Source organism: Pedobacter sp. AK013 (assembly GCF_014205835.1).
GTDB lineage: Bacteria > Bacteroidota > Bacteroidia > Sphingobacteriales > Sphingobacteriaceae > Pedobacter.
This window is the reverse complement of the sequence record NZ_JACHCQ010000059.1, coordinates 1-25,458: the sequence shown is the minus strand read 5'-3', so window position 1 is coordinate 25,458 and position 25,458 is coordinate 1. Positions and strand designations below refer to the sequence as shown.

Genomic DNA, 25,458 nt, shown 5'->3' with positions numbered 1-25,458 from the left:
AATATAACACTACAAAGGGTAGACTTAAAGCTACCCTTTTTTATAAACAAAAAAATATTTCTCCGGACAACAGTGAATTTATTTCAGCATCTTTCTGCTACTAAGATCCTGAAACAAGTTCAGGATGACGATTTAATCTATTTCGCAAAAGCTACAGAGCGTGTTTCTCTAATTACGGTAACCTTAATCTGCCCCGGATAAGTCATTTCGGTTTGGATACGGGTCGAAATATCAGCAGCTAAAAGTTCTGCCTGAGCATCAGTAATACGCTCGCTCTCTACAATTACACGTAATTCCCTACCAGCCTGGATTGCAAACGTTTTCTCAACACCAGGGTAAGATAAAGCTAATTCTTCTAAATCTTTAAGGCGTTTAATGTAACTTTCTACTACCTCACGACGTGCACCTGGGCGGGCGCCAGAAATGGCATCACATGCCTGCACAATTGGAGAGATCATCGAAGTCATCTCAATTTCATCGTGGTGGGCGCCAATGGCATTACAAATTTCAGGATGCTCTTTATATTTTTCGGCCAGTTGCATACCTAGAATTGCGTGTGGCAATTCTGGATTATCATCAGGCACTTTACCAATATCGTGTAATAAACCTGCACGTTTAGCCATTTTAGCATTTAAGCCTAATTCTGCAGCCATAGTAGCACAGAAATTAGCTACCTCACGCGAGTGGTGTAATAAGTTTTGCCCATAAGATGAACGGTAACGCATACGGCCAACCATACGGATTAGCTCAGGGTGTAAACCATGTATGCCTAAATCGATCACTGTACGCTCACCAATTTCTACAATCTCATCTTCGATCTGTTTTTTCGTTTTGGCTACAATTTCTTCAATACGTGCCGGGTGGATACGGCCATCTGTTACCAAACGGTGTAAAGCCAAACGTGCAATTTCCCTTCTTACTGGGTCGAAACCCGATAAAATAATGGCTTCTGGTGTATCGTCCACAATAATCTCGATACCGGTTGCGGCTTCTAAAGCACGGATATTTCTACCCTCTCTCCCAATTACACGACCTTTAATCTCGTCACTTTCGATATGGAAAATAGATACAGAATTTTCTATAGCTGCTTCAGTAGCCGTACGCTGAATGGTTTGAATAACCACTTTCTTAGCTTCTTTACTTGCCGTCAGTTTTGCCTCATCAACAATATCTTTCACCTGCATCATCGCTTGCGTACGGGCCTCTTGTTTCAGATTTTCTACCAATTGCTCTTTAGCTTCTTCGGCAGAAAGACCAGCTATAGTTTCTAATTGTTTTAGGTGTTGGTTCTTAAGCACTTCTACTTCTTCTTGCTTTTTAATGGCAATTTCGGTCTGCTTTTCTAAAACGTTTTTTTGCTTATCGAGTTCTTGTTCTTTTTTATTAAAATTTTCCATACGCTGGTTTACCGATTGCTCTTTCTGCTTGATGGTATTTTCGCGTTGGTTAATGTTGTTATTCTTCGCATTCACTTCTTGTTCGTGCTCAGCTTTCATTTGCAAAAACTTCTCTTTTGCTTCTAAAAGTTTATTCTTTTTTAAAATTTCTGCATTGTTTTCTGCATCCTTTAAAATCTTTTTCACTTTGTTCTGTGCGGCAACTTCCTGCTGTTTAAGCAAGTTACGCAGGAGGAATCTTCCTACCACTACTCCGATAGCTATACCCGCTATTACGGCAAATACGTATCCTAATATTTCAACTATTTCCATTTTGTTTTTTATGTAAAAAAAAACCGCAACTAATTTTTTAAAGTCTCATACATTTTAAACCTCAACTAAGCATAATTAGGGTTTAAGCCATTTTCAGGTGCCATAGCAAATGAAATACGCCCTCTTAACCCTATAGATATTGAAGTGTTAAGTTTTATAAAATTTGAAACTCAAAAACTAGCTGCGGCTATATTTTTGTGCTAATGCCGTGTTTTGTCGTGAAGCAGAGCGCATAGAGTCGAAAGCCTAATACGCTAAATGTTCAGAAGCCAGGATTTACCTCCTAGATTCTTCCTTGCATTCCTTGTGACAAAAAATATAAAGAACGAACCTTATTTTGAAAAGAAATTACTGAGTAAAACATCCAATTCTTCAACTTTATCGGCAACAGCAGTATCTTGGTTTTGTACTTTGTTTTCTGTTCTCAATACAGCTGTTGCATAATGCAACACGGCCATAGAAAGAAGATCCTGCTTATCTCTAACCGCATAATTATCCTGGTAATCTTTTATGCGCTCGTTGATCATTTTTGCTGCCCGTCTCACAATTTCTTCCTCTTCCATATTCACCTTTAGTGGATAAATACGGTCGGAAATGGTTATTTTAATCGAGATTTCTCCCATTTGTTTAGCTTAGTTTCTGATTTCCCTGCATCATTATTTTTTTAATAATGCAATACTCTTGTCAATCTCCCGCACAAAATCGTTAATTTTTTGCTTAATGTCAAGCGATTTTTCGCTTGTTCCCTCTATACTTTTAGCCAATTTTGTAACCCTTAATTTTTCGTCAAGTTCTACATTTTTGTCTTTCGCCGTATCGAGTGCTACTTTTAACGATTGATTTTCAAGCTTTAATAAATCATTTTCTTCCTGTAGCGCATTACATAAGGCTAATACTTGAGCCGTTTTTTGTAATACTTTATCTAATTGATCTGCAACAGAAGTCATGAATTTATTTCTAAAAATACGAATTTATATTTTATTTCCTAATTTCTGCACCAGCTTGTGCCATTAAATTCGCGATTAGTTTCTGCATTGTATTTTCGATCTGCTTATCGGTTAAGGTTTGTTCTTCATCCTGCAAAATAAAATTCAGGGCATAAGATTTTTTCCCGTCAGGTAATTTATCACCAACGTATACGTCGAATACACCAACCTCCTTGATCAGCTTTTTATCGGTTTTGAATGCAATACCTTTCAAGGTATCAAAGGTTACATTTTGATCAATCAACAATGAAAGATCGCGGCGAACCTGTGGGTATTTAGAAACATCTTTGTGCACAATTGTATTTTTCCTTACAATATCTAACAAGGTAGCCCAATCGAAATCAGCATAAAATACTTCAGCGTTTACATCAGTCACTTTACGGTCGGCTTTTGAAACAGCACCGAAACTTACCAGGGTTTTATCTCCATGGAAATATTTAATTCCGTAGGCAAAATTTTCATCGTTTAAAACATCAGATTGATAACTTGCAATGCCCAAACGCGATATAATGGCATCAACTGCCGATTTTAAATTATAAAAAGTTGCCGGTTTAGCATTGTGGTTCCATTGTTCGCTTTGTTTAGCCCCCGAAATTAATAACAACAACCTGGGGCGTTCTACATACTTCTCGTTAATTAAATGATAGGTTTTACCAAACTCGTAAAACTTAACATCTGCATTTTTACGGTTCTGGTTGTAGGCCACGCTTTCTAAGGCCGGCATCAATAAATTTTGACGCATTACATTTAAATCGCTGCTTAACGGATTTAAAATAAATACGGCCTCGTCTAAATTTTTCGAATAAGCCGATTTAGTTAACGAGTTGCACATAATTTCTGCATAACCATTAGCAGTAAGCATATCTGCAATTACATTATGCGTGTTTTCTTTTTCAGGTTTAATGCTGTAAGAAAGTGATGCGTTTACTTTTGAAGGGATTTCGATATTGTTATAACCATAAATACGTAATACTTCTTCTGTAATGTCGCATTCGCGGGTCACATCCACTTTAAATGATGGTACTCTTAAAGCTAAAGTATCATCAGAGGTATTGGTTGCCGAAATCCCTAAAGCTGTAATAATATGTTTGATTTCGGCCGAAGGGATATTTGCACCGATTAATTTATTGATATTGGTATAACTTACTTCAAACTCGAACGGTTTGATATGACTTGGATAAATATCAGAAACTGATGAAGAAATTTCGCCACCAGCCAGTTCTTTAATCAATAAAGCCGCGTATTTTAAAGCCGTTACCGTAATCTCAGGATCGGTACCACGCTCGTAACGGAAAGAAGCATCGGTTTTTAAGCCATGTCTTTTCGAGGTTTTGCGTACAGAAACTGAATTGAAATAAGCACTTTCCAGGAAAATATTTTTGGTATGGGTATCAACACCTGAAGATTTTCCACCGAAAACACCTGCGATGCACATTGGCGCTTCGGTATTGCAGATCATTAAATCATCTGCGCTCAACTTGCGCTCTACATCATCAAGCGTTACAAAAGGCGTACCTTCCGCAACTTTCTTAACGATTACTTTTCCACCAGTAATTTTATCGGCATCAAAAGCATGCAAAGGTTGTCCTAAGCCATGAAGCACATAATTGGTGATATCGACTACATTATTGATCGGACGTAAACCAATTACTTTTAACTTATCTTTCAACCACTCTGGCGATTCTTTTACGATAACACCAGAAACGGTAAGGCTACTATAACGTGGGCAAGCGGCCAGATCTTCTACTTCAACGGGAATAATCAGATTTTCGTTATCCGTTTTAAAAGCCGAAATATCAGGCATTTCATATTCACTTCTGAAATAAGCAGCCAAATCTCTTGCCACACCTAAATGCGAAGCGGCATCGGCACGGTTTGGCGTTAATCCGATTTCGAAAACAAAATCATCATCCATTTTAAAATGATCTTTTGCTCTGATCCCAATTTCAGTATCTTGGGCAAGAACCATAATCCCATCATGCGATTTACCTAAACCAATTTCATCTTCGGCACAGATCATCCCCTGAGAAAGTTCTCCCCTTATTTTTGATTCTTTTATTTTAAAAGGCTCTCCTTCTAATGGGTATACTGTTGTACCTACTGTAGCTACCACCACTTTTTGTCCGGCAGCTACATTTGGCGCACCGCAAACAATCTGCAGGTTTTCTTTGCCACCAACATTAACAGTAGTAATGCGCAAACGATCGGCATTGGGATGCTGTATACAGGTTAATACCTCGCCAATAAGCAAACCCTCTAAACCGCCCACAACAGGCTGCACTTTTTCTACACTTTCTACTTCTAAACCAACATTGGTGAGGATTAACGAAAGTTCTTGAGGTGTTTTATCAATTTGTACGAATTGTTTTAACCAGTTATATGATATTTTCATTTTAGAGAATCAAGTAATGATTATCAAGATCGGGACAAGCCCAAATGATATTCAATTTATTAAAATGCAAAGATATTATTTAAAGGTCAAAGGAGGAAGTTAATTATTGAGATTCTAGACAGGAGATCTGAGACTTAAGAACGCTAAAACCTTTGCTTAAAACACACAATAAAAATGACTAATGACCAATATTTAAATTAGATAGAATTACTGCACATGCTCCTGCTCCTATTACCAACATTATAACCGATGCAATAACCAGTTTTAGACCAGGTTTAACGGGTTGATTTTTAGCCGCTTTTATGATGACCTGAATGATGCCAATTACAAACAACATTACGACAATTACCCAATATACAATAAAAATTTCCATGAGCTTAATTTGAGATTAACTGTTGGCCAGCAATACTGCACAGGCACCAAAACCGATTACCACCATAATTACCGAAATGATAAGCAGTTTTAACCCAGGTTTGATAGGTTCGTTCCTTGATGATTTAATAATAATCTGAATAATCCCCACCACAAAGAGTACAACTGCGGTAAGACAGTAAACAATTAGCAATCCGAATAAACCTTCTTCCATGTTAGTTCATATTTAATTTTTCCCTGATCAGATCTATTTTGTTATCGCGGTAAAAAATATTCATGGTTTCGAAAGGCACCATTTTATATTTATCGCTCACAATATGCACACAAGATTTTTTAACTGCACGAACATCAAAATCAAGGGGATCCATAAAATTCATGATGATGATCCGAAATAAATTATCGTAACTTAAACTATCTGATTTTACTCTTGGCAGGCAACACATCAGTTCGCCAAAAGTATCTTCGGCACAATCTACAGAAACACCTGTGCTAAACAAGTTGAGCATATGTTCTTTCAATTTTTCATCGTGCTCGAAAACAATCGTATTTTTCGAATTGTTGAGCAAATCTTCTGGATTGATCAAATGCGTCATCGGAATCACTTCGTCGCCGATTTTTAATGCGTAAGCCATACACAACGCATCGGGGTTACAGGGCACAGGAATTAAATCTTGTGGGGTAAAGGTTGGATATTGCTCATAAATTTTTCTGCGTACTTCAGTTAAGGTGATTCTTCCCTGTTGATCATTATAATCATCATTTCTTCCCGCTACCTGGGTAGGCTGGAAAGTAACGCCGCGAACACATTTCTGCTTAAGTGCATAGGCTAAAATATCGCCAATTTCATGATCGTTTAATCCTTTTTGCAAAGTAACAACCAAAGTGGTAGATACATTAAACTGATTTAAATGATCGATGGCTTTTCTCCTCACTTCGCGAAGGTCTTCGCCCCTTAGCTTGGTTAATACATCGGCACTGAAACTATCAAACTGCAGATAAATTTCGAAATCGGGCATATAACTGGCCAGTTTCTCTACAAAATTAATATCCTTGGCAATCCTGATACCGTTGGTGTTTACCATCAAGTGTTTAATGGGCTTGCTTTTGGCGAGATCTAAAATCTTAAAAAAATCAGGATGTACTGTTGGCTCTCCGCCCGAGAGCTGTACCACATCGGGCTCACCTTCGTTTGCTACTACAACATCCATCATCCGTTCTATTTCTGCCAAAGTTCTGTGCCTGCCATAAGTTGGCGACGACATGGCATAACAGGTTGGACAGGCCAGGTTGCAACGATCGGTAACTTCTATTACCGTTAAACACGAATGCTGCTCATGATCGGTACACAAGCCGCAATCGTAAGGGCAACCGTAATGCACTTTGGTGTTAAACTTAAGCGGCATTTCAGATTGTTTATTGTAATTCCTGATCTGTTTGTAATAGTCTACATCATCGGCAATCATGACTTTACTATCGCCATGCGTTCTGCAATTTTTCAGCATAAATACCTTAGCATCCTGAAAAACAATTTTCGCATCGCAAAGCTGTAAACATTCCGGGCAAAGACTTTTGGTATAATCGTAGTATATATAATCTCTGGTATTGGCCATAATGTTTACTGTTTATGTAAAATCTGTTTAGAAATTCTGATGATGAATTTGTAATAATAAATAAAAATAAACAATGCCGACCAATGAATACTGCTTAAGTTTAAAAATAATGAATGGTAAGGTTTTATAAATTCTATCAAAAAACGGAAGAAGAAATACAACACCATAAATAATTTAAATCGATCTCCGTTAATGAGTTCTTTATGTTTTAAGCTATTAAAAAGGAAAATCAAAAGCATGAGATAAATCATTTCATAGAGCATGATGGGATGCCGGAGCATTCCATCGCCCAGATCCATCCCCATAAAAAAGTGGGTAGGGACACCATAGGTTGGCTCATCAATTCCCATTGAAAAACAACCAATGCGGCCTATAATCAATGCGACCAGAATCGGGATAACATAGATGTCTCCAGAGGCGACATTCACTCCTATTATCTTCTTTATTAATTCCACGCCGAACAAACCGCCAAGCAAACCGCCAACAATGGTTTTACTTTGATAAAGAACTGAAAAACTAAGCTGGTGGAGTATCTGAGGCGTTTCGAGTACAGCAATTATACGCGAACCGATTAAAGCACCAAGCATGGCACCCAACATAATCCACAGCCTGTTTTCATCAGATATTGGATCTATAATTCCCCTTTTATAGTAATAATATAACCTCACTCCGATTATAAATGCCAGGGTTTCGAAAATATAGTGATAATGGTATTGGTTACCAAAAAGTTCGAATTGAAAGGGAAACAGCGATGGCGATTTTAACAGCATGTATTAAAACCAAAGTCTGCAAAAAACAGGTAAATGATCAGAATAATACCTTTTATCCCTACTATCAGTTAATACGGCAAATTTCTGCACCTTAAATCCTTTGTTTACAAAAATGTAGTCGATCCTGTTTTTCAGGTCGCTGTTAAAATCAAAATCATTAAAAGTACCTGCCGGGCCATACGGAGGCTCTACAGAAACCTCTTTTGCATCAGTAAGAAAAGATTTGATGGTAGCAATCGCCTCCGTTTCTGGCGTTACATTTAAATCGCCGGTAAAAACAACAGGTAGTGCAGGAGCAATCTGCTGTATCTTTTGTTTCAGCAATTTAGCTGATTCGATTCTCGCTTTTACACCAATATGGTCGTAGTGGGTATTAAACACGATAAATTCTTTTTTATTTAGCTTATCATAAAGTTTTACCCAACTACATATACGGTTAAGTGCAGCATCCCACCCTTTTGAAGGGATATCAGGCGTTTGAGATAGCCAAAACGTTCCACCATCTTTTTTGATGAAGCGGTCTTTATCGAAATAAACAGCTGAAAACTCTCCTTTTCTTTTACCATCCTCTCTACCAACACCCACTACATCAAAATTGGAATTCTCCAGAAGCGCATCAAACTGTTCGGGTAAGGCTTCCTGTACACAAAGAATATCAGCATCATGAAATTTCACTAAAGCTTTTACATTATCTTTTCGGTTTGGCCAGGCGTTAACACCATCTGATGCTACATTTAAGCGGATGTTATAAGTAATGATATTAATTGGAACTGCCGTTTTTTGAGCAAATGCCATAACGGTTAGCAAAAGAAAAACAGGGATGATTTTTAAAGTATTCATAAATAATAATTACACAATTTAATTAATACTGGCCAGCCAGTAACACCTAATTTTAAGCCGCTATTATACTAATTTAACGTTAATTGTATTTTAACAACCTAATATCTTTTAAATTAAATCTTCATCCCTATAGCTATAGTAGCGGTTATTGGCAAAAATCAGGTGGTCAACCACATACAGACCAAGCAAATTTCCTGAAGCCACCATATCCCTGGTTAGCTTATCGTCGCTCTCACTGGGCTTTAAATTTCCTGAAGGATGGTTATGTGCCAATACAACATTTGCCGCATTGTTTTCTAAAGCTGTTTTAAAAATAATTTTCGGATCGGCTACTGTACCTGCCTGCCCGCCTTTACTGATCAAAAATTTACCGATTACCCGATTAGACCTGTTTAGGAGTAATATCCAGAACTCTTCGTGATTGAGATTAGCGAAAGTTTGATGCAAATACTTATAAACATCATTAGAAGTAGTAACATGAGTAATGGCCTCTTCGGCAGTTTCCTTTCGCCGCAAACCAAGCTCTAAAGCGGCTATAATAGTCAATGCTTTGGCTTCTCCAATACCTTTAAACCTCGATAGTTCCAGAATAGAAGCTTTCCCCAGTTTTGTTAAATTGTTATCGTAAAACGACAAAATCCTTTTACTTAAATCTACAGCGGTTTCATTTTTATTTCCTGAGCCAATTAAAATAGCAATCAGTTCGGCATCTGTTAAATGTCTTCGGCCGTGCAATAAAAGTTTTTCACGTGGGCGATCTTCTTCAGCCCATAGCTTTATACCTAATTTCTGTTCGTAATTTTCCATTTTTAGCACAAAAAAAAGGCATCCTAACTTTTGGTTGGGATGCCTTTACTAATATCGTAAAATAATTGAAGAAAAATTAAGATTTAAATTATTTCTGTTTCTCTCCTCTAAAAAGTATAAATACAAAAACGGCATAAGTTAAACCTATGCCGTTCCTAATATCTTAAAAATTGGCTTATTTTAAACCGTTAACGAATTTCGTTAATTTTGATTTGTTATTCGCTGCTTTGTTTTTGTGGATAATATTCTTTTTAGCTAAACGATCTAACATAGAGATTACTTTAGGCAATAAATCAGATGCAGATTTTTTATCTTCTGCAGCACGTAATCTTTTAATAAAGGTACGTGTAGTTTTTGCCTGATATCTGTTACGTAAACGTTTTGTTGCGTTTGCTCTAATTCTTTTTAATGAAGATTTATGATTTGCCATTTCTATTTAGCCTTTTATTTTTCTTATTCGTTTCCTATAATTCGGGTTGCAAATATAGGATTAATGTTTTTAAATTACAAAACACTTTCAACTTTTTTTTCATTAAAATTGAAGCCTGTTTCAGAAGGGCAAAAATACGCTAAAATAATTCATTAATAATACTTTAACATAATTGAATAAAAATTCTTTTCCATTAAGAAAACAGGCTTAAAAATACTATTTTTGGACAAAACGATTTTGAGTGAAAAAAAGAATAGCCATCTTTGCATCAGGTTCTGGCTCTAATGCCCAAAAGCTGATGGAGCATTTTAAGCGAAGTAATGAAATAGAAATATCTTTGGTATTGACCAACAATGCCGATGCATATGTATTACAAAGAGCCGATAACTTCGAAATCCCTACTCATATTTTCGATAAGAATGAATTCTACAAAACAGATGAGGTGGTAGACCTGCTCAAAAACCTGGAAATTGATTTCGTTGTACTGGCTGGTTTTCTTTGGCTGATCCCCAAAAGCCTGATCAATGCCTATCCTGGCAGAATTGTAAATATCCACCCTGCAATTCTCCCAAAATTTGGAGGAAAAGGTATGTATGGCGACCACGTGCACCACGCGGTAATGGCTGCAGGCGAAACCGAAGGCGGTATAACCATTCATTATGTTAACGAAAACTATGATGAAGGGGAATACATTTATCAAGCCCGCTACAGGATCGACAAAAACGACAATCTGGAAATGGTAAAGTTTAAGGGGCAGCAGCTCGAGCACCAGCATTATCCGCGGATAGTAGAAACCATTGTGAAGAAGATAAAAAAGTAACCTAAAATCAGGCTTTCTTTATTGTTGACATCAGCAATAGCAATATACTAACGATCAGCAGAAACCCGATGTTGAGCAAAGTTGCCCATTGATAAGCTATAGGAAATTGCGAAGCCAGAACCGGATGTTGAAGTTTACTAAAGAAAATACCACCAACAAGCGCAACCCCTAGCGCTACCGAAATCTGCTGCAGTGTTAAGTAAATACCAGATGAAGTCCCCATTTTATCTTCGGGCATATTTTTCAGCGATATCGTCATTAAAGAAGGTAAAATGGTACCACAACCTATACCGTACACAAATAACACTATATGTATATATAATTGTGACGCATCATTTGAATTAAATAAAATCAAATGAAGAAGCAGTGCTGTAATCATAATTACAGATCCTATAAGGGAAATATATTTGCCATAACGGGTCACCAATGGCGTAAAAAACATTGATGCCATTAGATAACCAAGTCCCTGGCAAACAAAATACATCCCGGTACGGGCAGAACTTATACCCATGCCACTTTGTAAATTAACGGTATTAATCAGAAAATAAGAATCCTGAACGAGGTAATAAAACAGGGAAATTAAAAGCCCCATCTTAAAATCGAAATTTTTAAAAGAACCTAAATTAATAAGCGGAAGCTTCCCCATCCTGATGTTTCGTTTTTGATAATAAATAAATACCAGCAGCAATACACCCGATAATAGCAATAAAGTAATGCTCCAGATCGGCCAGCCCAGCTCCCTACCCTGTATTAGCGGATAAATAAAGGCTGTTAAGGTTAGCATTAGCAATAAGCTGCCGATTAAATCAAATTTCCCGGTAATTTTTACAGGCAATTCTTTAAGGTATTTTAAACCCAGCACAGCAGCAGTTATGCCTATAGGTACATTGATCAAAAAAATCAAACGCCAGCTCTCAGAAATAATTTCCAGATCAGGGATTAATCCGCCCAAAAACTGACCAATAACTGAGGCGGCACCGGCTATACTACCATAAATACCCAACATCTTTATCCGCTCTTTCTGATCGGGAAATAAATCGGGGATAAAAGCCATGCCCTGGGGCACCATGAATGCTGCGCTTACCCCCTGTATAAAGCGGGCAACATTTAGCTGGGCAGCCGATTGTGACAAACCACAGGATAAAGAAGCAAGGGTAAAAATCAGCATTCCGGACAGAAATACCTTTTTCTTTCCAAAGTATTCTCCTGCCCGTCCTCCGGTAATCAGAAAGGAGGCGTAACCTATAATATACATCACAATTATAAACTGCATATCTGCATCTGTCCCATTAATTCCAGTTTTAATAGACGGAAGTGCCACATTTACAATAAACAGGTCTAACACGGATAAAAATATGGCCGAACAGGCGATCAGGAACGTAGACCATTTTCTGTATTTTTTCATGCTTTTCTTATATTTAAAATTCAAAGGAAGAAAAGCCTGTAACGACAATCAAGTAGTCACGTAAACAGTACCAAGTATGCAAAACAGTACTAATAATGAGTATAAAGCCATTACAAATGAAGTTTTATTTTTAAATGACTCTCCGTTGACGGGCGTATTTAAGGTAATCGGCGGCAAATGGAAAATCATGCTGATTAAAGCCATTGCTGCTAAATGTCCCAAAAGATTTGGAGAGCTGAAGCGCGAAACAAATTTCTTAAGTCAGGGTACATTAACCACACAGCTAAAAGAAATGGAACGCGATAAACTCATCGTACGGGAGGCTTTTGCAGAATCTCCTCCACGCGTAGAATATAAACTCACTGACTTAGGAAAAACCCTTCTTCCTGTAATTGATGTTTTGGAAGATTGGTACGCTAATTTCCAAGCCAGCAACAAGCACTAAAAAATTCTAATAAAGCAATGAAATACAAGTAGCTAGTGTAAATTTGATGTGCAGGTTCAAAGCCTAAAAACACCAATGAAAGATAAAAAATACCCAACAAAGAAAAATATACAAATAATTTCATTTTTATTGGTTTCATCACCTAAATAAATCCCCCTGTTTTACTACCTTTGCGGCTCAAAATTTTCAGTAGAATGAGTCAATCCATTAAAATCAAAAACGCTTTAATCTCAGTATATTATAAAGATGGTTTGGAGCCATTGGTAAAATTGTTAGCCGCACAAGGTGTACAATTATTTTCTACCGGTGGAACAGAACAATTCATCAAAGATTTAAACCTTCCTGTTACGGCGGTTGAAGATTTAACAGGTTATCCATCTATTTTAGGCGGACGTGTTAAAACCTTACATCCAAAAGTATTTGGCGGAATTTTAAACCGTAGGGCATTAACTGGCGATCAGGAGCAGATCGCTGAATATGAAATTCCTGAGATTGATTTGGTTATTGTTGACTTATATCCTTTTGAAGAAACTGTAAAAGCAGGCGGAACACCAGAAGAAATTATCGAGAAAATTGATATCGGTGGCATTTCCCTAATCCGTGCCGCTGCAAAAAACTTCAACGATGTAGTGATTATCGCATCAAAAAACGACTACCCTACTTTACAAGCCCAATTAGAAGCCCAAAATGGAGAAACAACTTTAGCACAACGTAAATCGTTCGCTAAAACAGCCTTCCATACTTCTTCTCATTACGATACTGCAATTTTTAATTATTTCAATACCGAAGAGCCGCTTGATGTTTTTAAACAAAGTGTAACCGAGGCTAAAACTTTACGTTATGGCGAAAACCCGCATCAAGGAGGCGTATTTTATGGCGATTTAGATGCTATGTTTACCAAACTTAATGGTAAAGAACTTTCTTACAACAATTTGGTTGATGTAGATGCGGCTGTAGCTTTAATTGACGAATTTGAAGATCCAACTTTCGCGATCTTAAAACATACCAATGCTTGTGGTATTGCCTCTCGCCCTACCGTTAAACAGGCATGGCTTGATGCATTGGCCTGCGATCCGGTTTCGGCTTTCGGCGGTGTATTGATTACCAATGTGGAGGTTGATCTTGAAACAGCAGAAGAAATTAACAACTTGTTTTTTGAAGTGTTAATTGCACCTTCTTACCAAGCAGAAGCGATCGAACTGTTCAGCAAAAAGAAAAACCGCGTTATCTTGCAGCGTAACCAGGTCGAATTGAGCAAAAAACAATTTAAAACATTATTAAACGGTGTAATTGAGCAGGATAAAGATTTAATTATCGAAGGTCCGGAACAAATGACAACCGTTACCGATAAAGCACCCACTGCACAAGAACTAAAAGATCTGTTCTTTGCTAACAAAATTGTAAAACATACTAAATCGAACACCATTGTTCTGGTTAAGAATGATGTTTTAATTGCAAGCGGTGTCGGTCAAACTTCGCGTGTTGACGCCTTAAGACAAGCGATTGAAAAGGCAGCTTCTTTCGGGTTCAGTGTTAAAGGCGCTGCAATGGCTTCTGATGCTTTCTTCCCTTTCCCTGATTGTGTTGAAATTGCTGCTGAAGCCGGAATTACAGCTGTTCTACAGCCAGGTGGATCGATTAAAGATGCTGATTCTGTTGCCAAAGCAAATGAAAAAGGCATTGCAATGGTAACCACTGGGGTAAGACATTTTAAACACTAGTTAAACTTAAAGTCTAAAGACCAAAGCCTAAAGCATATTGCAAATCGCCTTGGTCTTACTGCTTTGTTTTTTTAGTTGGTTATTTTCTGAACATTTTAATTGCCTTAAAAACAATTAATAACCGAAGAAAATAAAACTTAAAACAATAAAAAAGCTATTTTTACATTAGGAATAGTATAGATTTGATAAAATAAAGAAAACATACCTTATACATGGGATTATTTAACTGGTTTACGCAAGAAGTTGCCATCGATTTAGGTACTGCGAATACCCTGATTATACATAACGACAAAGTAGTTGTAGATGAGCCATCTATTGTTGCTTTCGATCGTACTACAAACAAAGTTATTGCTATTGGCCGTCAGGCCATGCAAATGGAGGGTAAAACCCACGACAATATTAAAACTGTACGTCCATTAAAAGATGGTGTAATTGCCGATTTTAACGCTGCTGAGGCGATGATTAAAGGGATGATCCGTATGCTTAATGGCGGTAAAGGTTGGATGTTTCCTTCTTTACGTATGGTAATCTGTATTCCATCTGGTATTACAGAAGTAGAAAAACGTGCCGTGCGCGATTCTGCCGAAATTGCTGGTGCAAAAGAGGTTTACTTGATCCACGAACCAATGGCTGCTGCTGTAGGTATCGGAATTGATGTAGAAGAGCCAATGGGTAACATGATTATCGATATAGGTGGCGGTACTACTGAAATTGCGGTTATTGCTTTATCAGGTATTGTTTGCGATCAATCTATCCGCGTTGCGGGAGATAATTTCGACTCTGATATTGTAAATTATATTCGCCGTCAGCACAACATTATGATTGGTGACCGTACCGCAGAGAAAATTAAAATTGAAGTTGGTGCAGCTTTACCTGAATTACAGGATGCTCCTGCCGATTTTGCAGTTCAAGGTCGCGATTTAATGACTGGCGTACCAAAGCAGATCACGGTTTCTTATACCGAAATTGCACACTGTTTGGATAAATCGATCTCTAAAATTGAAGAAGCAATTTTAAAAGCTTTAGAGATTACTCCCCCAGAGCTTTCAGCAGATATTTACCAAACTGGTATTTATTTAACAGGTGGCGGTGCATTGTTAAGAGGTTTAGATAAGCGCGTAGCGGCTAAAACCAAATTACCTGTTCACGTTGCAGAAGATCCACTTCGTGCAGTAGTTCGTGGAACTGGCATTGCCCTTAAAAATATTGGCGGATATAAATTCTTAATGCAATAACCTAGATTTGAGATATGAGATGTGAGATTTGAGACTAATTATTCAAACTCATATCTCATATCGCAGGTCTCATATCTCATGAGCAATGCGTAACCTTTGGATTTTCATCAGCAGATACAACGCATTTTTCTTATTTATCATTTTTTTTATCGTTGGTATTTACCTCACGGTGAAAAATAACGCTTATCAGCGAAGCGTAACCTTAAACTCAAGCAATGAGGTAGTTGGCAGCGCATACGAAAGATTAAATGTTTTTAAACGATATTTAAACCTGGGGATGGTTAACGATAGTCTTGCAGCAGAAAACGCTAAGCTTAAAAGCCAGTTGCTGGGATTAACCACGGTAGATACAGCTAAAGATGTTAAAGTGGTAGATACGGTTACCAATCAGCAATACACATACCTGGCAGCCAAGGTGATTAAAAATTCGATCACTTTGCGCAACAACATCATGACCATTAATAAAGGAACAGTTGATGGTATTAAAAGTGGCATGGCTGTTATTGCGCCTCAACGTGGAGTAGTTGGTTTTATCCGTGATGTTTCGGCACATTTAGCCACCATCCAGTCATTACTGCATAAAGACACTAAAATTAGTGTGACCTTGAAAAAAAACAATGCACTTGGCTCATTAGTTTGGGGCGATGGAAATTTCGATATTAAAAAGGCATTTGTTAAAGAGGTGCCCAATCATATTAAAATGTACGTTGGTGATACTGTTGTTACTTCGGGTTTTGCTTCATTTCCCAAAGGGATTTTGGTTGGAAAAATTAGCAAGGCAAATGTGGCCACAAATGATAATTTCTTATCAGCAGAATTAAATTTATTTACTGACTTTAGCACATTGCAATACGTATATGTGGTTAAAGATAAAAAAGCTGATGAGCAAAAAGCTTTAGAAAGCATCGCTAAACCAAATGAATAGTAGAATCATTATTATAAATGTAATCAGGTGGTTTTTACTACTTTTTGTGCAGATATTCTTGCTCAAGAACATGGGCTTTTATGATCTTTCTACACCATTTATTTATGTGCTGTTTTTGTTGCTGCTTCCATTCGGAATCCCGAATATTTTACTGTACTTATTGGCTTTCGGAACAGGATTAACCCTCGATGCCTTTTACGATACCATGGGCGTACATGCTACGGCATGCGTAGTATTGGCTTTTGTAAGAATTTCTTTTATTTCAATAAGTTTAAACCGCGACGCAATTGACGACCCAGAACCATCGTTAAGTTATATGGGTTTCCAATGGTTTTCGCTTTATGCTTTTCTTTGCGTTGCTACACATCATCTGGTGCTGTTCTTTTTAGAAACATTTAGGTTAACCGAAGTTGGTTATACCTTAATGAGATGCGGCTTAAGTTGTATCTTTACACTGCTTATTATTTTATTGGTAGAGTTTATATTCTATAGAAGAACGCCACGCTAATGGATCAATTATTTAACCGAAAATATATCGTTCAAGGATTATTTATTGTAATCGCCCTGATTTTATTGGGAAAGTTATTTTATATCCAGATTATTAGTGATGCAGCGTTCGTATCTGCAGAAAGTAATGTTCTACGAAAAATCTATAAATATCCTGCCCGCGGTGCCATTCTAGACCGGAACATGAAGGTGATCGTACAGAATGAACCTGTATATGACCTTATGGTTACGCCAAACGAAGTAAAACCTTTTGATACTTTGGCACTTGCACAGGCATTAGATATTTCTTTTGAAGATGTTCGGAAAAATCTTAAAAAAGCCAGAGGAAAATCCAGTTATCAGGCTACACCTTTCCTCAAACAGATTTCTGTTCAAAGTTATGCCCGTTTGCAGGAAAAACTTTATCGTTTTCCAGGATTTAGGACACAGGACAGAACCATCAGACATTACCCGGATAGTGTTGGAGGACAGTTATTTGGTTATGTAAAAGAAGTAAGCCCTGTTGATATCGAAAAATCGGAAGGATTTTATAAACCTGGAGATTATAAGGGCAAAAGTGGCTTAGAGTTTTCTTATGAAGAAACTTTAAGGGGCGAAAAGGGTGTGATTAATACGGTATACGATGCGCACAACACCCCCCAAGGAAGTTATGCCGATGGCAAATACGATGTGAACGCTGTTTCGGGAGAAAGGTTGATCTCGGGAATTGATATGAGAATTCAAAAACTCGGCGAAGAGTTGATGACAAATAAGGTTGGTGCAATTGTAGCGATTGAGCCAGCTTCAGGAGAAATTCTTTCACTGGTAAGTAGCCCAGGGTACGATCCAAATCTTTTGGTGGGCAGAAACCAGGGGAACAATTACATGCAATTTATTGTGGGTAATCCATATCGTCCATCCTTGGTTAGGCCCATTCAAGGTTACTATCCCCCAGGATCGTCGTTTAAACCGGTTGATGCACTAATCGGATTGCAAGAAGGCGTAATCGATCCCAATACTACGTTTTTTTGCCCAGGTTATTATATGGCCGGAAATCATCCTGTTAAATGCGAACACGTTGATGGGAGTATCAGTATGCGGAGAGGCATTGCCCGCTCTTGCAATACTTACTTTTGTCATGTTTTTCAGAAGCTAATTACCAAAAATGGGATGAAAAATCAAAAACAAACCTATCAGGAATGGCGTGATAAAGTGGCTAAATTTGGTTTTGGATCAAAACTAGATATTGATATGCCTTATGAACGAAAGGGCTATTTTTATACAGCAGATCATTATGATAAAATTTATGGTAAAAGATGGGGTTATACCAACGTAATTTCGCAAGCTATTGGCCAGGGTGAGATTACTGCTACGCCATTACAAATGGCTAATGCCATGGCCATTATCGCTAATCGTGGTTATTATATTAAGCCGCACTTAATTAAAGGCATAGGCGATAAAAACTTGGTTAAAAAAGAATACGTGGTTAAAAATTACGTGGGCGTAGATGCCAAATATTTCGAGCCGGTAATTGATGGTATGCAAGATGCTGTAAATACTAGCTGGGGAACCGCCACGCTCTCTCGGATTCCGGATGTGATACTCTGTGGAAAAACAGGAACTGTACAAAACCCACACGGTAAAAACCACTCTGTATTTATAGGCTTCGCGCCACGCGATAATCCAAAAATTGCGATTGCGGTAATTGTAGAAAATGCGGGTTATGGTAGTACCTATGCTGCTCCAATTGCCAGTTACATGATTGAAAAATATTTGAAAGGTAGTGTTAGTGGTGGAAGGGCCGCTCAGGTAGATTGGATGAAGAATCAAAACCTGCTCCCTCTACTAATCGACAAAACAAAAAAAATCAAACTAACGAAGGCAGATAGCCTGTTGCTTAAAAAGACAGATTCAACCAAAAGGATAAAAGATAGTTTGAGAATTAAATCGGCAACGATTAAACAAACGGTTACTACAAAACCTAAGGAATTAAAATCAGCAATCGATAAACCTGTAATCCAAAAATAAAATGCAGCAGCAACAGGGAAACCGTTTCTTTTTTAATGTAGATTGGATTACTGTTTTAATCTATATCGCCTTATGCGCTATTGGCTTTATCAATATTTACGCTTCTGTTCCACCAGAACAAACAGCGGTATTTGGCTTTGGCACACTTTACGGCAAACAGTTAATTTACATCATCACGGGATTAATTTTGGGCTTATCTATCCTATTATTTGATGGAAGGCTTTTCAATGTTTTCTCTCCTTTTATTTATGGCGGTACACTGCTGCTGTTAATGGCCGTATTGGTAATCGGAAACAAGGTTGCCGGCAACCAGGCATGGATTGCAATAGGCTCTTTTAAACTTCAACCTGCCGAATTTGCCAAGTTTGGCACGGCCTTACTTTTAGCAAGGTATGTAGGTGCATTTAACCCCAAATTCCGCGATATTAAATCAATCATGATAGCTGGATTAATAGTAGCTGCACCGCTGTTATTAATTATGCTTCAACCCGATACGGGTTCGGCACTGGTGTTTCTTGCGTTTATGTTCCCCTTATATCGCGAAGGTTTATCTGGCTACTTTCTGTTGATATTTTTGGGAATGATTGTGCTCTTTATTGCTGATTTCTTAGTACCCACTTATATCTTAGTCATTATTATTACCACAATTGCTGGCCTCTTCATTTACAACAACAGAAGAAAACAAAAAATAATCTTCTCTACTGTTTTGGTAACCATTTTTGCTATTGGGTATTTATTTTTAATAAAAGTTGCCTACGAAAAAGTTTTAGCTCCCCACCAACGTAGCCGTATAGAATTAATGTTAGGGCTTAAAACAGATAATAAAGGTGCGGGTTATAATGTAATTCAATCGCAAATTGCCATAGGCTCAGGTCAGGGAATGGGCCGTGGGTTTTTACAGGGTACGCAAACCAAATATGGTTATGTACCTGAGCAAAGTACCGATTTCATTTTCTCTACCATCGGTGAGGAATGGGGATTTATGGGCTGTTCTGTGGTGATAGGTTTGTACATGTTCCTGTTGCTCCGATTGGTCAATTTGGCAGAAAGGCAACGGTCAACATTCTCAAGGGTGTATGGTTATAGCGTAGCCTGTATCCTCTTTTTTCACATTTTTATTAATATCGGGATGACGATTGGCATTATTCCTGTAATTGGAATTCCCCTACCACTAATTAGTTACGGTGGTTCTTCATTATGGAGTTTTACAATCTTATTGTTTATCTTTTTAAAGCTCGATTCTAACCGAATGGGATTTATTTAGTTCTCAGTCAAAAGTCTTAAGTCGATAAAATACATAAAGTCATCTTGTAAAAAATACGTCATCCTGAATTTATTTCAGGATCTTTTCGCCTCATAAATTCTAAGTATTCACGCTAAAAATATAAACTGTATTAAATATCTTTTGGAAAGCAAAACCTGTATTCAAATTATTGTGCACTCCAGCTAAACGCTTTACCTCGTGTCCGCTTTTATAGGGTTTAGCAAGGCAGTTCTGTGCCATTATTCTGGGTTAATAAACCCGACAAAAACGGAAATACTTTTTGTAGCCACAACATTCATTTTTTAGCTGCTTTCACAAAAAGATTGTAGTGGTTGGCGGGGATAAAGCACCCATGAAACACTAAACATTCATTTCCTGATTACTTGCAAAATTGTAATTGTTTCTCTATGATCAAGGTCTTTAATCTGCGGTCGATAGTCGACGTAAAGTAAGGAAGACCCGTCATTTCGAGAAATAATTTATTTCATAAAATCAATACGAGAGACAGGAGAATCTAATGTTTTAGATCTCCTCAAGAAATCGTCATTGCAATGACGGGATTTCCTTGGTATCTGTCAATACGGAATGTAACGCAGTCGCGATGACGATCAAATTAGTAAAATATTACGCCTGTCGCTTACTGCGCTACTTGCTAAACCTTCGGTTTAATAACTCGTAAAATTGATCGACAGTGGCCTGCTTATTGGCCCAGTTATTTTTTGCTGCATAGTTATTCTGAAGATAACTATCTGCGGCCTCGAAACTGCTCATCTTATTGATGATATCAATTACTTCTGAATAGGCAAGATTATACCCATTAAAAAGATCTTTAATAAAAAGTAACTTTTCGTTTAAACTAATCGCCTGTTTCAAATCGGCAATAGGTGCTTTAACAGGCTCATCGCTTTTTCCATTTGTTCTAGCAAGCAGATCATTTAAACTTGGCGCAGATTTAACTGCTTCGGGTTGTGGGGCTGGTTTTACAGGAACAGCCTCAGGCGTAAACAAAGGACGCTCCTGCTCAACAGGTGGCGAAATAATAGGATCATCCAGTTTTATACCTTTCAGTGCCTCAATGGGCTGAGTAACAGGTATAGGTTCTTCCACTTTAGCCGCTACAACGGGTTCTTCCTTCGTAATCGTTTCAGATGCTTCTTCTTCGTGCGGAATTAAAAAAGGTTCAGGACCAATTTCATCCTCTTCTGTAGGTAAAGCCTCTTCCTGAACAGATAAAGCATCTTCCTTTTCATGAATTATCTTTTTGCGTGCTAAAATTTCTGCTTCTTCTTTGCTTAATGGGCGATCGAAAATTTCTTCAACAGATTTTGCTTCATAATCGAACTGATCGTTTTCATCGTGTTTGCCCAATACAAATTCAAAAGTATGATCGTCCTGGTCTGGCTTAAAGAAATCTTTATTCAAAAGCGAGGTAGCTTTTTCTTCTTCAATAACTTCATCATCAAGCACCTCCTGCTTAGGCTTCACATCTACCCGTTCTTCCTCTTCCTGGGCCGTTGCTACTTCTTCCAATTCCTGCGGATCGAAGCACTCATCATCTTCTGTATAACTTTTTTCAGTTTCGGGCAATATAATGGTATTCTGTTCGGCCAACAAGGCATGGTTTGCAGGTTCAGCTGTTTTTTCTTCTATCGTGGCATTTAATTTTTTGACGATATTAACATGATCGGAAAGGAAATGGGCATTAGCCAGAAAAAGCTCCAGCTCCAAATCGTTTAATTGCTGAGGATTTTGAGCTAAAAACTGGTATTGTTCATTTAACTCCGTTAAAATGCTGCCGATCTTTCTGAAAATATCTTGTTGGTTCATCATAAAATTAAAACGAATTTTTAGTCGATTTATGTTGGTAACTATGTGTTCAAAAATAACACATAATTCTCATATTTGTTCGGTTTAAAAATTATAGAACGCACACAGGGGAAAAAAAAACAGGCATGTTATTTAGCGAACAAAATTTTAGAAGAAGGGGCGAATTTTCAGGAAGTATAGAAGTTGTATGTGGCTCTATGTTTTCTGGTAAAACAGAAGAACTGATCAGAAGGTTAAAAAGAGCGCAGATTGCTAAACTGAATGTCGAAATTTTTAAACCCCGTACCGATACCCGCTATCATGAAACTGCTGTGGTTTCGCACGATTTAAACTCAATAAACTCTACACCTGTTGATAGCGCTTCGGCCATTTTATTATTGGGCACCAACACCCAGGTGGTTGGTATAGATGAGGCCCAGTTTTTTGATGACGAACTACCTGATGTATGCAACAAACTAGCCCTTAAAGGCATACGTGTTATTGTGGCCGGCCTGGATATGGATTTTACGGGCAAACCTTTTGGCCCAATGCCTGCTTTAATGGCCATTGCCGAACATGTTACCAAGGTAAATGCGGTTTGTGTTTGTTGCGGAAATCCAGCCCTATACAGTTACCGTACAGTTGCTGATGAAGCTACCGTTTTATTGGGCGAAAAAGAAAGTTATGAGCCACGTTGTAGGGCTTGCTACAATTTGGACAAAGGATAATCATGATTGATTAATCCGTATCTTTAAACAGGATTTAATTATTGATATGGATAAACAATGTAAAATAAACGCTTTTAGAACCGGTTTAGCCCAATTTGTCACCTTTGAAGAAGATGAATGGGAAATCTTAAGTCAACACCTGAGTTTTTCCACTTTAAAGAAAAAAGATCATTTTGTAGTTGAAGGAAAAGTATGTGATTATATTGGCTTTATTGTTCAGGGCTCAGCAAGGCATTATCATGTTAAAGACGGGCAGGAAATTACTGGTTATTTTTATTTTGAAAACGAGCTGGTAAGTGCCTACAAAAGCTTTTTAAAAAGAGTACCAAGCATCAATTTTATTCAGGCATTAGAGAAAACCGAACTTGTTCTTATTGCTTATGCCGATCTTCAGAAAATGTTAAACCATCCAATATTGGCACTGAAAATGGAGCGGTTTGGCCGCCTGGTAGCAGAACATCACATCTGTTGTTATGAAGACAGGGTTACTGCCTTTATTACCCAAAGCCCCGAAGAGCGTTATACCATGCTTGAAAAAACTGCAAAAGATATTTTCCAGCGTGTTCCACAACACTTTATTGCCAATTTTTTAGGCATCACACCTGTTTCACTTTCGCGCATCCGTAAAAGAACACTTTTGCACTAAAAGAGTTCACAACTTTCTAGCAAACGGCCATTAAAGTTGTCAACTCTGAATAATCTAAAGTCCTTATCTTTTGTTAACGTTTTCGTGGTTCTATGTAGCATAACTTTGAACCAATCAAAAAAACAAAGATATGCATACTATACTTGGCGCCGGCGGACCAACAGCAAACGCACTAACCAGAGAATTGATCAATGCTAACGAAACCATTAGACTGGTTAGCCGAAAACCAATATCTACAAACAACCCAAATGTAAGCTGGGTTAAGGCTGATTTATTAAATGAGACTGAACTTTTTGCAGCAACCGAAGGTTCGAAAGTAATCTACCTGTGCGCCGGTTTGGTTTACGACATTAAAATATGGCAACAACAGTGGCCTATTATTATTCAAAATGTAATTAACTTAACTAAACGTACCGGTGCTAGGCTAATTTTTTTCGATAATGTTTATATGTATGGCCTCGTAAATGGCCCGATGACAGAAGATACGCCTTACCATCCATGTAGTTTAAAAGGAGAAGTAAGGGCAAAAGTAGCCGAACAATTAATGGATGAGAGTAAAGCGGGCCACATTAACGTAACCATTGCCCGTGCAGCCGATTTTTACGGAACAGACTCCATGAACAGTTTTCTTGACATGATGGTGCTCGATAAGTTTGCCAAAAAAGAAAAAGCTCAATGGATCGGAAACCCGAATACCTTACACAGTTTTACTTACATTGAAGATGCAGGAAAAGCTTTGTTCCTCTTGGGGCAAACACTCGATTCAGGTAACCAGATATGGCACCTGCCAACCGCAGCACCTTTAAAAGGGAAAGCTTTTATCGAAATAGCTGCAAAGATTTATGAAACTAAGCCTCAATATTTGACCATTAATAAACTGATGTTACGCTTAATAGGTTTATTTAAAAAAGTAGTTGCCGGTACTGTAGAAATGTACTACCAGTATGATCATGATTATCATTTCGATTCTAGCAAATTTGAAAAGGCATTTAACTTTAAACCGACATCTTATTATGATGGCATTTTAAAGCTATCCCAAACACTGTATAAAAAGCAGAATTGACATGAATCGGTGTAAATTATAGTGCCAAGTATTTATCTTTAGCACAAATGATTCAAGATAATACAACACATAATAGTGCTAAAACCGTATCGATTTTAGGTTGCGGTTGGTTCGGGTTGGCTTTGGCTAAAAAACTGACCAGGCTAAGTTATACCGTAAAGGGTTCTACCACAAGTCAGGAAAAACTGGCAATACTTCAGTCAGAAGATATACAACCGTTTTTGGTCAATTTTACAGCAGAAGCTGTTGTAGCCGATCCGAGATTTTTTGAGACTGAGACCTTGTTTATCTGTATTCCTCCAAAGCGAAATTCTACTGAACTCCTGGATTATCCTCAAAAGATAAGATCGATTTTGACTGCAGCGAAAGATAAATCAAGACATGTGGTGTTGATCAGTTCGACAAGTGTTTATGGAGATGAAAACAAAACAGTAAATGAAACCAGCGAACCAAATCCCGATACTGATTCGGGAAGGGTCGTTTTAGCTGCAGAAATTCTATTTAAGGAACTATTTCCCGAAAACTGCACCGTAATCCGCTTTGCAGGCTTAATTGGCCCTGATCGCAACCCGGGGAGATTCTTTGCCGGAAAAAATAATATACCAAATGGTCTAGCTCCCGTCAACTTGATCCATCAAACAGATGCTGTAGGCGTTGCAGTAAAACTTTTGGAAAAACAGGCATTCGGCAGAACGTATAATGCCTGCTCGCCAAACCATCCTGCAAAAATGGATTTTTACACTCATGCAGCCGAAAGCACAGGACTTCAAGTGCCAAATTTTATTGCAGAAAAGAAAGATTGGAAAATTGTGGAAAGCATAAATGTCTATAAGTACCTGGATTACGAATTTAAAATAGCGATTTAACTACAATAGTCGTCATTGCTGTAAAGGTTTAGTAATTCGGTAACAGAATTAGCTTTGTAAATAGCTAATTATGATTTATGCGAATAAACACTAATGACCTTACC

At 37.8% G+C, this 25,458-nt stretch carries 25 protein-coding genes; 12 read left to right on the top strand and 13 right to left on the bottom strand.

All coding sequences use genetic code 11. The annotated features are described in order from the left end of the window. Positions 1-137: 137 nt before the first annotated feature. The 11 genes from rny to rpsT form a co-directional block, all read right to left on the bottom strand. A complete protein-coding gene (gene rny, locus HDC90_RS24350) occupies positions 138-1,709 on the bottom strand; it encodes a ribonuclease Y (protein ID WP_184471110.1) in 1,572 nt (523 codons plus the stop codon). 332 nt (positions 1,710-2,041) lie between these two features. Further along, positions 2,042-2,332, bottom strand: coding sequence for a cell division protein ZapA (locus tag HDC90_RS24345; RefSeq protein WP_029277272.1), 291 nt, complete (start codon positions 2,330-2,332; stop codon positions 2,042-2,044). A gap of 33 nt (positions 2,333-2,365) precedes the next feature. Next, positions 2,366-2,656 (bottom strand): hypothetical protein, encoded by a 291-nt coding sequence (locus HDC90_RS24340; protein WP_184471108.1) that lies wholly within the window; start codon positions 2,654-2,656, stop codon positions 2,366-2,368. A gap of 31 nt (positions 2,657-2,687) precedes the next feature. Next, positions 2,688-5,087 (bottom strand): phenylalanine--tRNA ligase subunit beta, encoded by a 2,400-nt coding sequence (gene pheT, locus HDC90_RS24335; RefSeq protein WP_184471106.1) that lies wholly within the window; start codon positions 5,085-5,087, stop codon positions 2,688-2,690. Positions 5,088-5,265: 178 nt separating this feature from the next. Further along, complete coding sequence (locus HDC90_RS24330) at positions 5,266-5,460, bottom strand: hypothetical protein (RefSeq protein WP_184471104.1); 195 nt, start codon at positions 5,458-5,460, stop codon at positions 5,266-5,268. 15 nt (positions 5,461-5,475) lie between these two features. Next, on the bottom strand, positions 5,476-5,673 hold the full coding sequence (locus tag HDC90_RS24325) for a hypothetical protein (protein ID WP_184471102.1): 198 nt from the start codon (positions 5,671-5,673) through the stop codon (positions 5,476-5,478). A 1-nt stretch (position 5,674) separates the two neighbouring features. Then, the gene (locus HDC90_RS24320) at positions 5,675-7,069 is read right to left on the bottom strand and encodes a radical SAM protein (protein ID WP_184471100.1); all 1,395 of its coding nucleotides are present in this window, start codon (positions 7,067-7,069) and stop codon (positions 5,675-5,677) included. A gap of 5 nt (positions 7,070-7,074) precedes the next feature. Then, positions 7,075-7,839, bottom strand: a complete 765-nt coding sequence (locus HDC90_RS24315; RefSeq protein WP_184471098.1) for a prolipoprotein diacylglyceryl transferase — start codon at positions 7,837-7,839, stop codon at positions 7,075-7,077. 3 nt (positions 7,840-7,842) lie between these two features. Then, positions 7,843-8,679 (bottom strand): endonuclease/exonuclease/phosphatase family protein, encoded by an 837-nt coding sequence (locus tag HDC90_RS24310; protein ID WP_184471096.1) that lies wholly within the window; start codon positions 8,677-8,679, stop codon positions 7,843-7,845. 108 nt (positions 8,680-8,787) lie between these two features. Next, entirely contained in the window at positions 8,788-9,486 is a 699-nt protein-coding gene (gene radC, locus HDC90_RS24305; protein ID WP_184471093.1) for a DNA repair protein RadC, read from the bottom strand. A 175-nt stretch (positions 9,487-9,661) separates the two neighbouring features. Further along, positions 9,662-9,916 (bottom strand): 30S ribosomal protein S20, encoded by a 255-nt coding sequence (gene rpsT, locus HDC90_RS24300; protein ID WP_029277289.1) that lies wholly within the window; start codon positions 9,914-9,916, stop codon positions 9,662-9,664. A gap of 241 nt (positions 9,917-10,157) precedes the next feature. On the opposite strand from rpsT, the gene HDC90_RS24295 reads away from it, so the two are divergent. After that, positions 10,158-10,736: a phosphoribosylglycinamide formyltransferase gene (locus HDC90_RS24295; RefSeq protein WP_167293251.1), complete on the top strand. Its 579-nt coding sequence runs from the start codon at positions 10,158-10,160 to the stop codon at positions 10,734-10,736. A gap of 7 nt (positions 10,737-10,743) precedes the next feature. Here HDC90_RS24295 and HDC90_RS24290 read toward each other — a convergent pair whose 3' ends face one another. Then, positions 10,744-12,141 (bottom strand): MFS transporter, encoded by a 1,398-nt coding sequence (locus HDC90_RS24290; protein WP_184471091.1) that lies wholly within the window; start codon positions 12,139-12,141, stop codon positions 10,744-10,746. Between the two features lie 76 nt (positions 12,142-12,217). Between HDC90_RS24290 and HDC90_RS24285 the strand changes: the two genes are divergently transcribed. The 7 genes from HDC90_RS24285 (at position 12,218) to rodA (ending at position 20,245) form a co-directional block, all read left to right on the top strand. Then, positions 12,218-12,586, top strand: a complete 369-nt coding sequence (locus HDC90_RS24285; RefSeq protein WP_184471089.1) for a helix-turn-helix domain-containing protein — start codon at positions 12,218-12,220, stop codon at positions 12,584-12,586. Between the two features lie 194 nt (positions 12,587-12,780). Continuing rightward, positions 12,781-14,307: a bifunctional phosphoribosylaminoimidazolecarboxamide formyltransferase/IMP cyclohydrolase gene (gene purH / locus HDC90_RS24280; RefSeq protein WP_184471088.1), complete on the top strand. Its 1,527-nt coding sequence runs from the start codon at positions 12,781-12,783 to the stop codon at positions 14,305-14,307. A 212-nt stretch (positions 14,308-14,519) separates the two neighbouring features. After that, entirely contained in the window at positions 14,520-15,542 is a 1,023-nt protein-coding gene (locus tag HDC90_RS24275) for a rod shape-determining protein (RefSeq protein WP_010601761.1), read from the top strand. An 85-nt stretch (positions 15,543-15,627) separates the two neighbouring features. Beyond that, positions 15,628-16,467 (top strand): rod shape-determining protein MreC, encoded by an 840-nt coding sequence (mreC, locus tag HDC90_RS24270; RefSeq protein WP_184471086.1) that lies wholly within the window; start codon positions 15,628-15,630, stop codon positions 16,465-16,467. Next, positions 16,460-16,975, top strand: a complete 516-nt coding sequence (locus HDC90_RS24265; RefSeq protein WP_184471084.1) for a rod shape-determining protein MreD — start codon at positions 16,460-16,462, stop codon at positions 16,973-16,975. The genes mreC and HDC90_RS24265 overlap by 8 nt, the downstream gene beginning before the upstream one ends. Next, complete coding sequence (gene mrdA / locus HDC90_RS24260) at positions 16,975-18,981, top strand: penicillin-binding protein 2 (protein WP_184471082.1); 2,007 nt, start codon at positions 16,975-16,977, stop codon at positions 18,979-18,981. The genes HDC90_RS24265 and mrdA overlap by 1 nt, the downstream gene beginning before the upstream one ends. A 1-nt stretch (position 18,982) precedes the next feature. Continuing rightward, entirely contained in the window at positions 18,983-20,245 is a 1,263-nt protein-coding gene (rodA, locus tag HDC90_RS24255; RefSeq protein ID WP_184471080.1) for a rod shape-determining protein RodA, read from the top strand. Positions 20,246-20,890: 645 nt separating this feature from the next. Here the strand turns inward: rodA and HDC90_RS24250 are convergent. Then, entirely contained in the window at positions 20,891-22,075 is a 1,185-nt protein-coding gene (locus HDC90_RS24250; RefSeq protein ID WP_184471078.1) for a hypothetical protein, read from the bottom strand. 122 nt (positions 22,076-22,197) lie between these two features. Here HDC90_RS24250 and HDC90_RS24245 point away from each other — a divergent pair, with 122 nt between their 5' ends. From HDC90_RS24245 to HDC90_RS24230, 4 genes are all read left to right on the top strand, one after another. Beyond that, the gene (locus HDC90_RS24245; RefSeq protein WP_057932507.1) at positions 22,198-22,779 is read left to right on the top strand and encodes a thymidine kinase; all 582 of its coding nucleotides are present in this window, start codon (positions 22,198-22,200) and stop codon (positions 22,777-22,779) included. A 46-nt stretch (positions 22,780-22,825) separates the two neighbouring features. Then, positions 22,826-23,425 carry a Crp/Fnr family transcriptional regulator gene (locus tag HDC90_RS24240; protein ID WP_184471076.1) on the top strand — a complete coding sequence of 200 codons (600 nt, stop codon included), beginning with the start codon at positions 22,826-22,828 and terminating at the stop codon, positions 23,423-23,425. Positions 23,426-23,555: 130 nt separating this feature from the next. Further along, the gene (locus HDC90_RS24235; protein ID WP_184471074.1) at positions 23,556-24,488 is read left to right on the top strand and encodes an NAD-dependent epimerase/dehydratase family protein; all 933 of its coding nucleotides are present in this window, start codon (positions 23,556-23,558) and stop codon (positions 24,486-24,488) included. A 47-nt stretch (positions 24,489-24,535) separates the two neighbouring features. Then, positions 24,536-25,354, top strand: a complete 819-nt coding sequence (locus HDC90_RS24230; RefSeq protein ID WP_184471072.1) for an SDR family oxidoreductase — start codon at positions 24,536-24,538, stop codon at positions 25,352-25,354. Positions 25,355-25,458 lie beyond the last annotated feature (104 nt).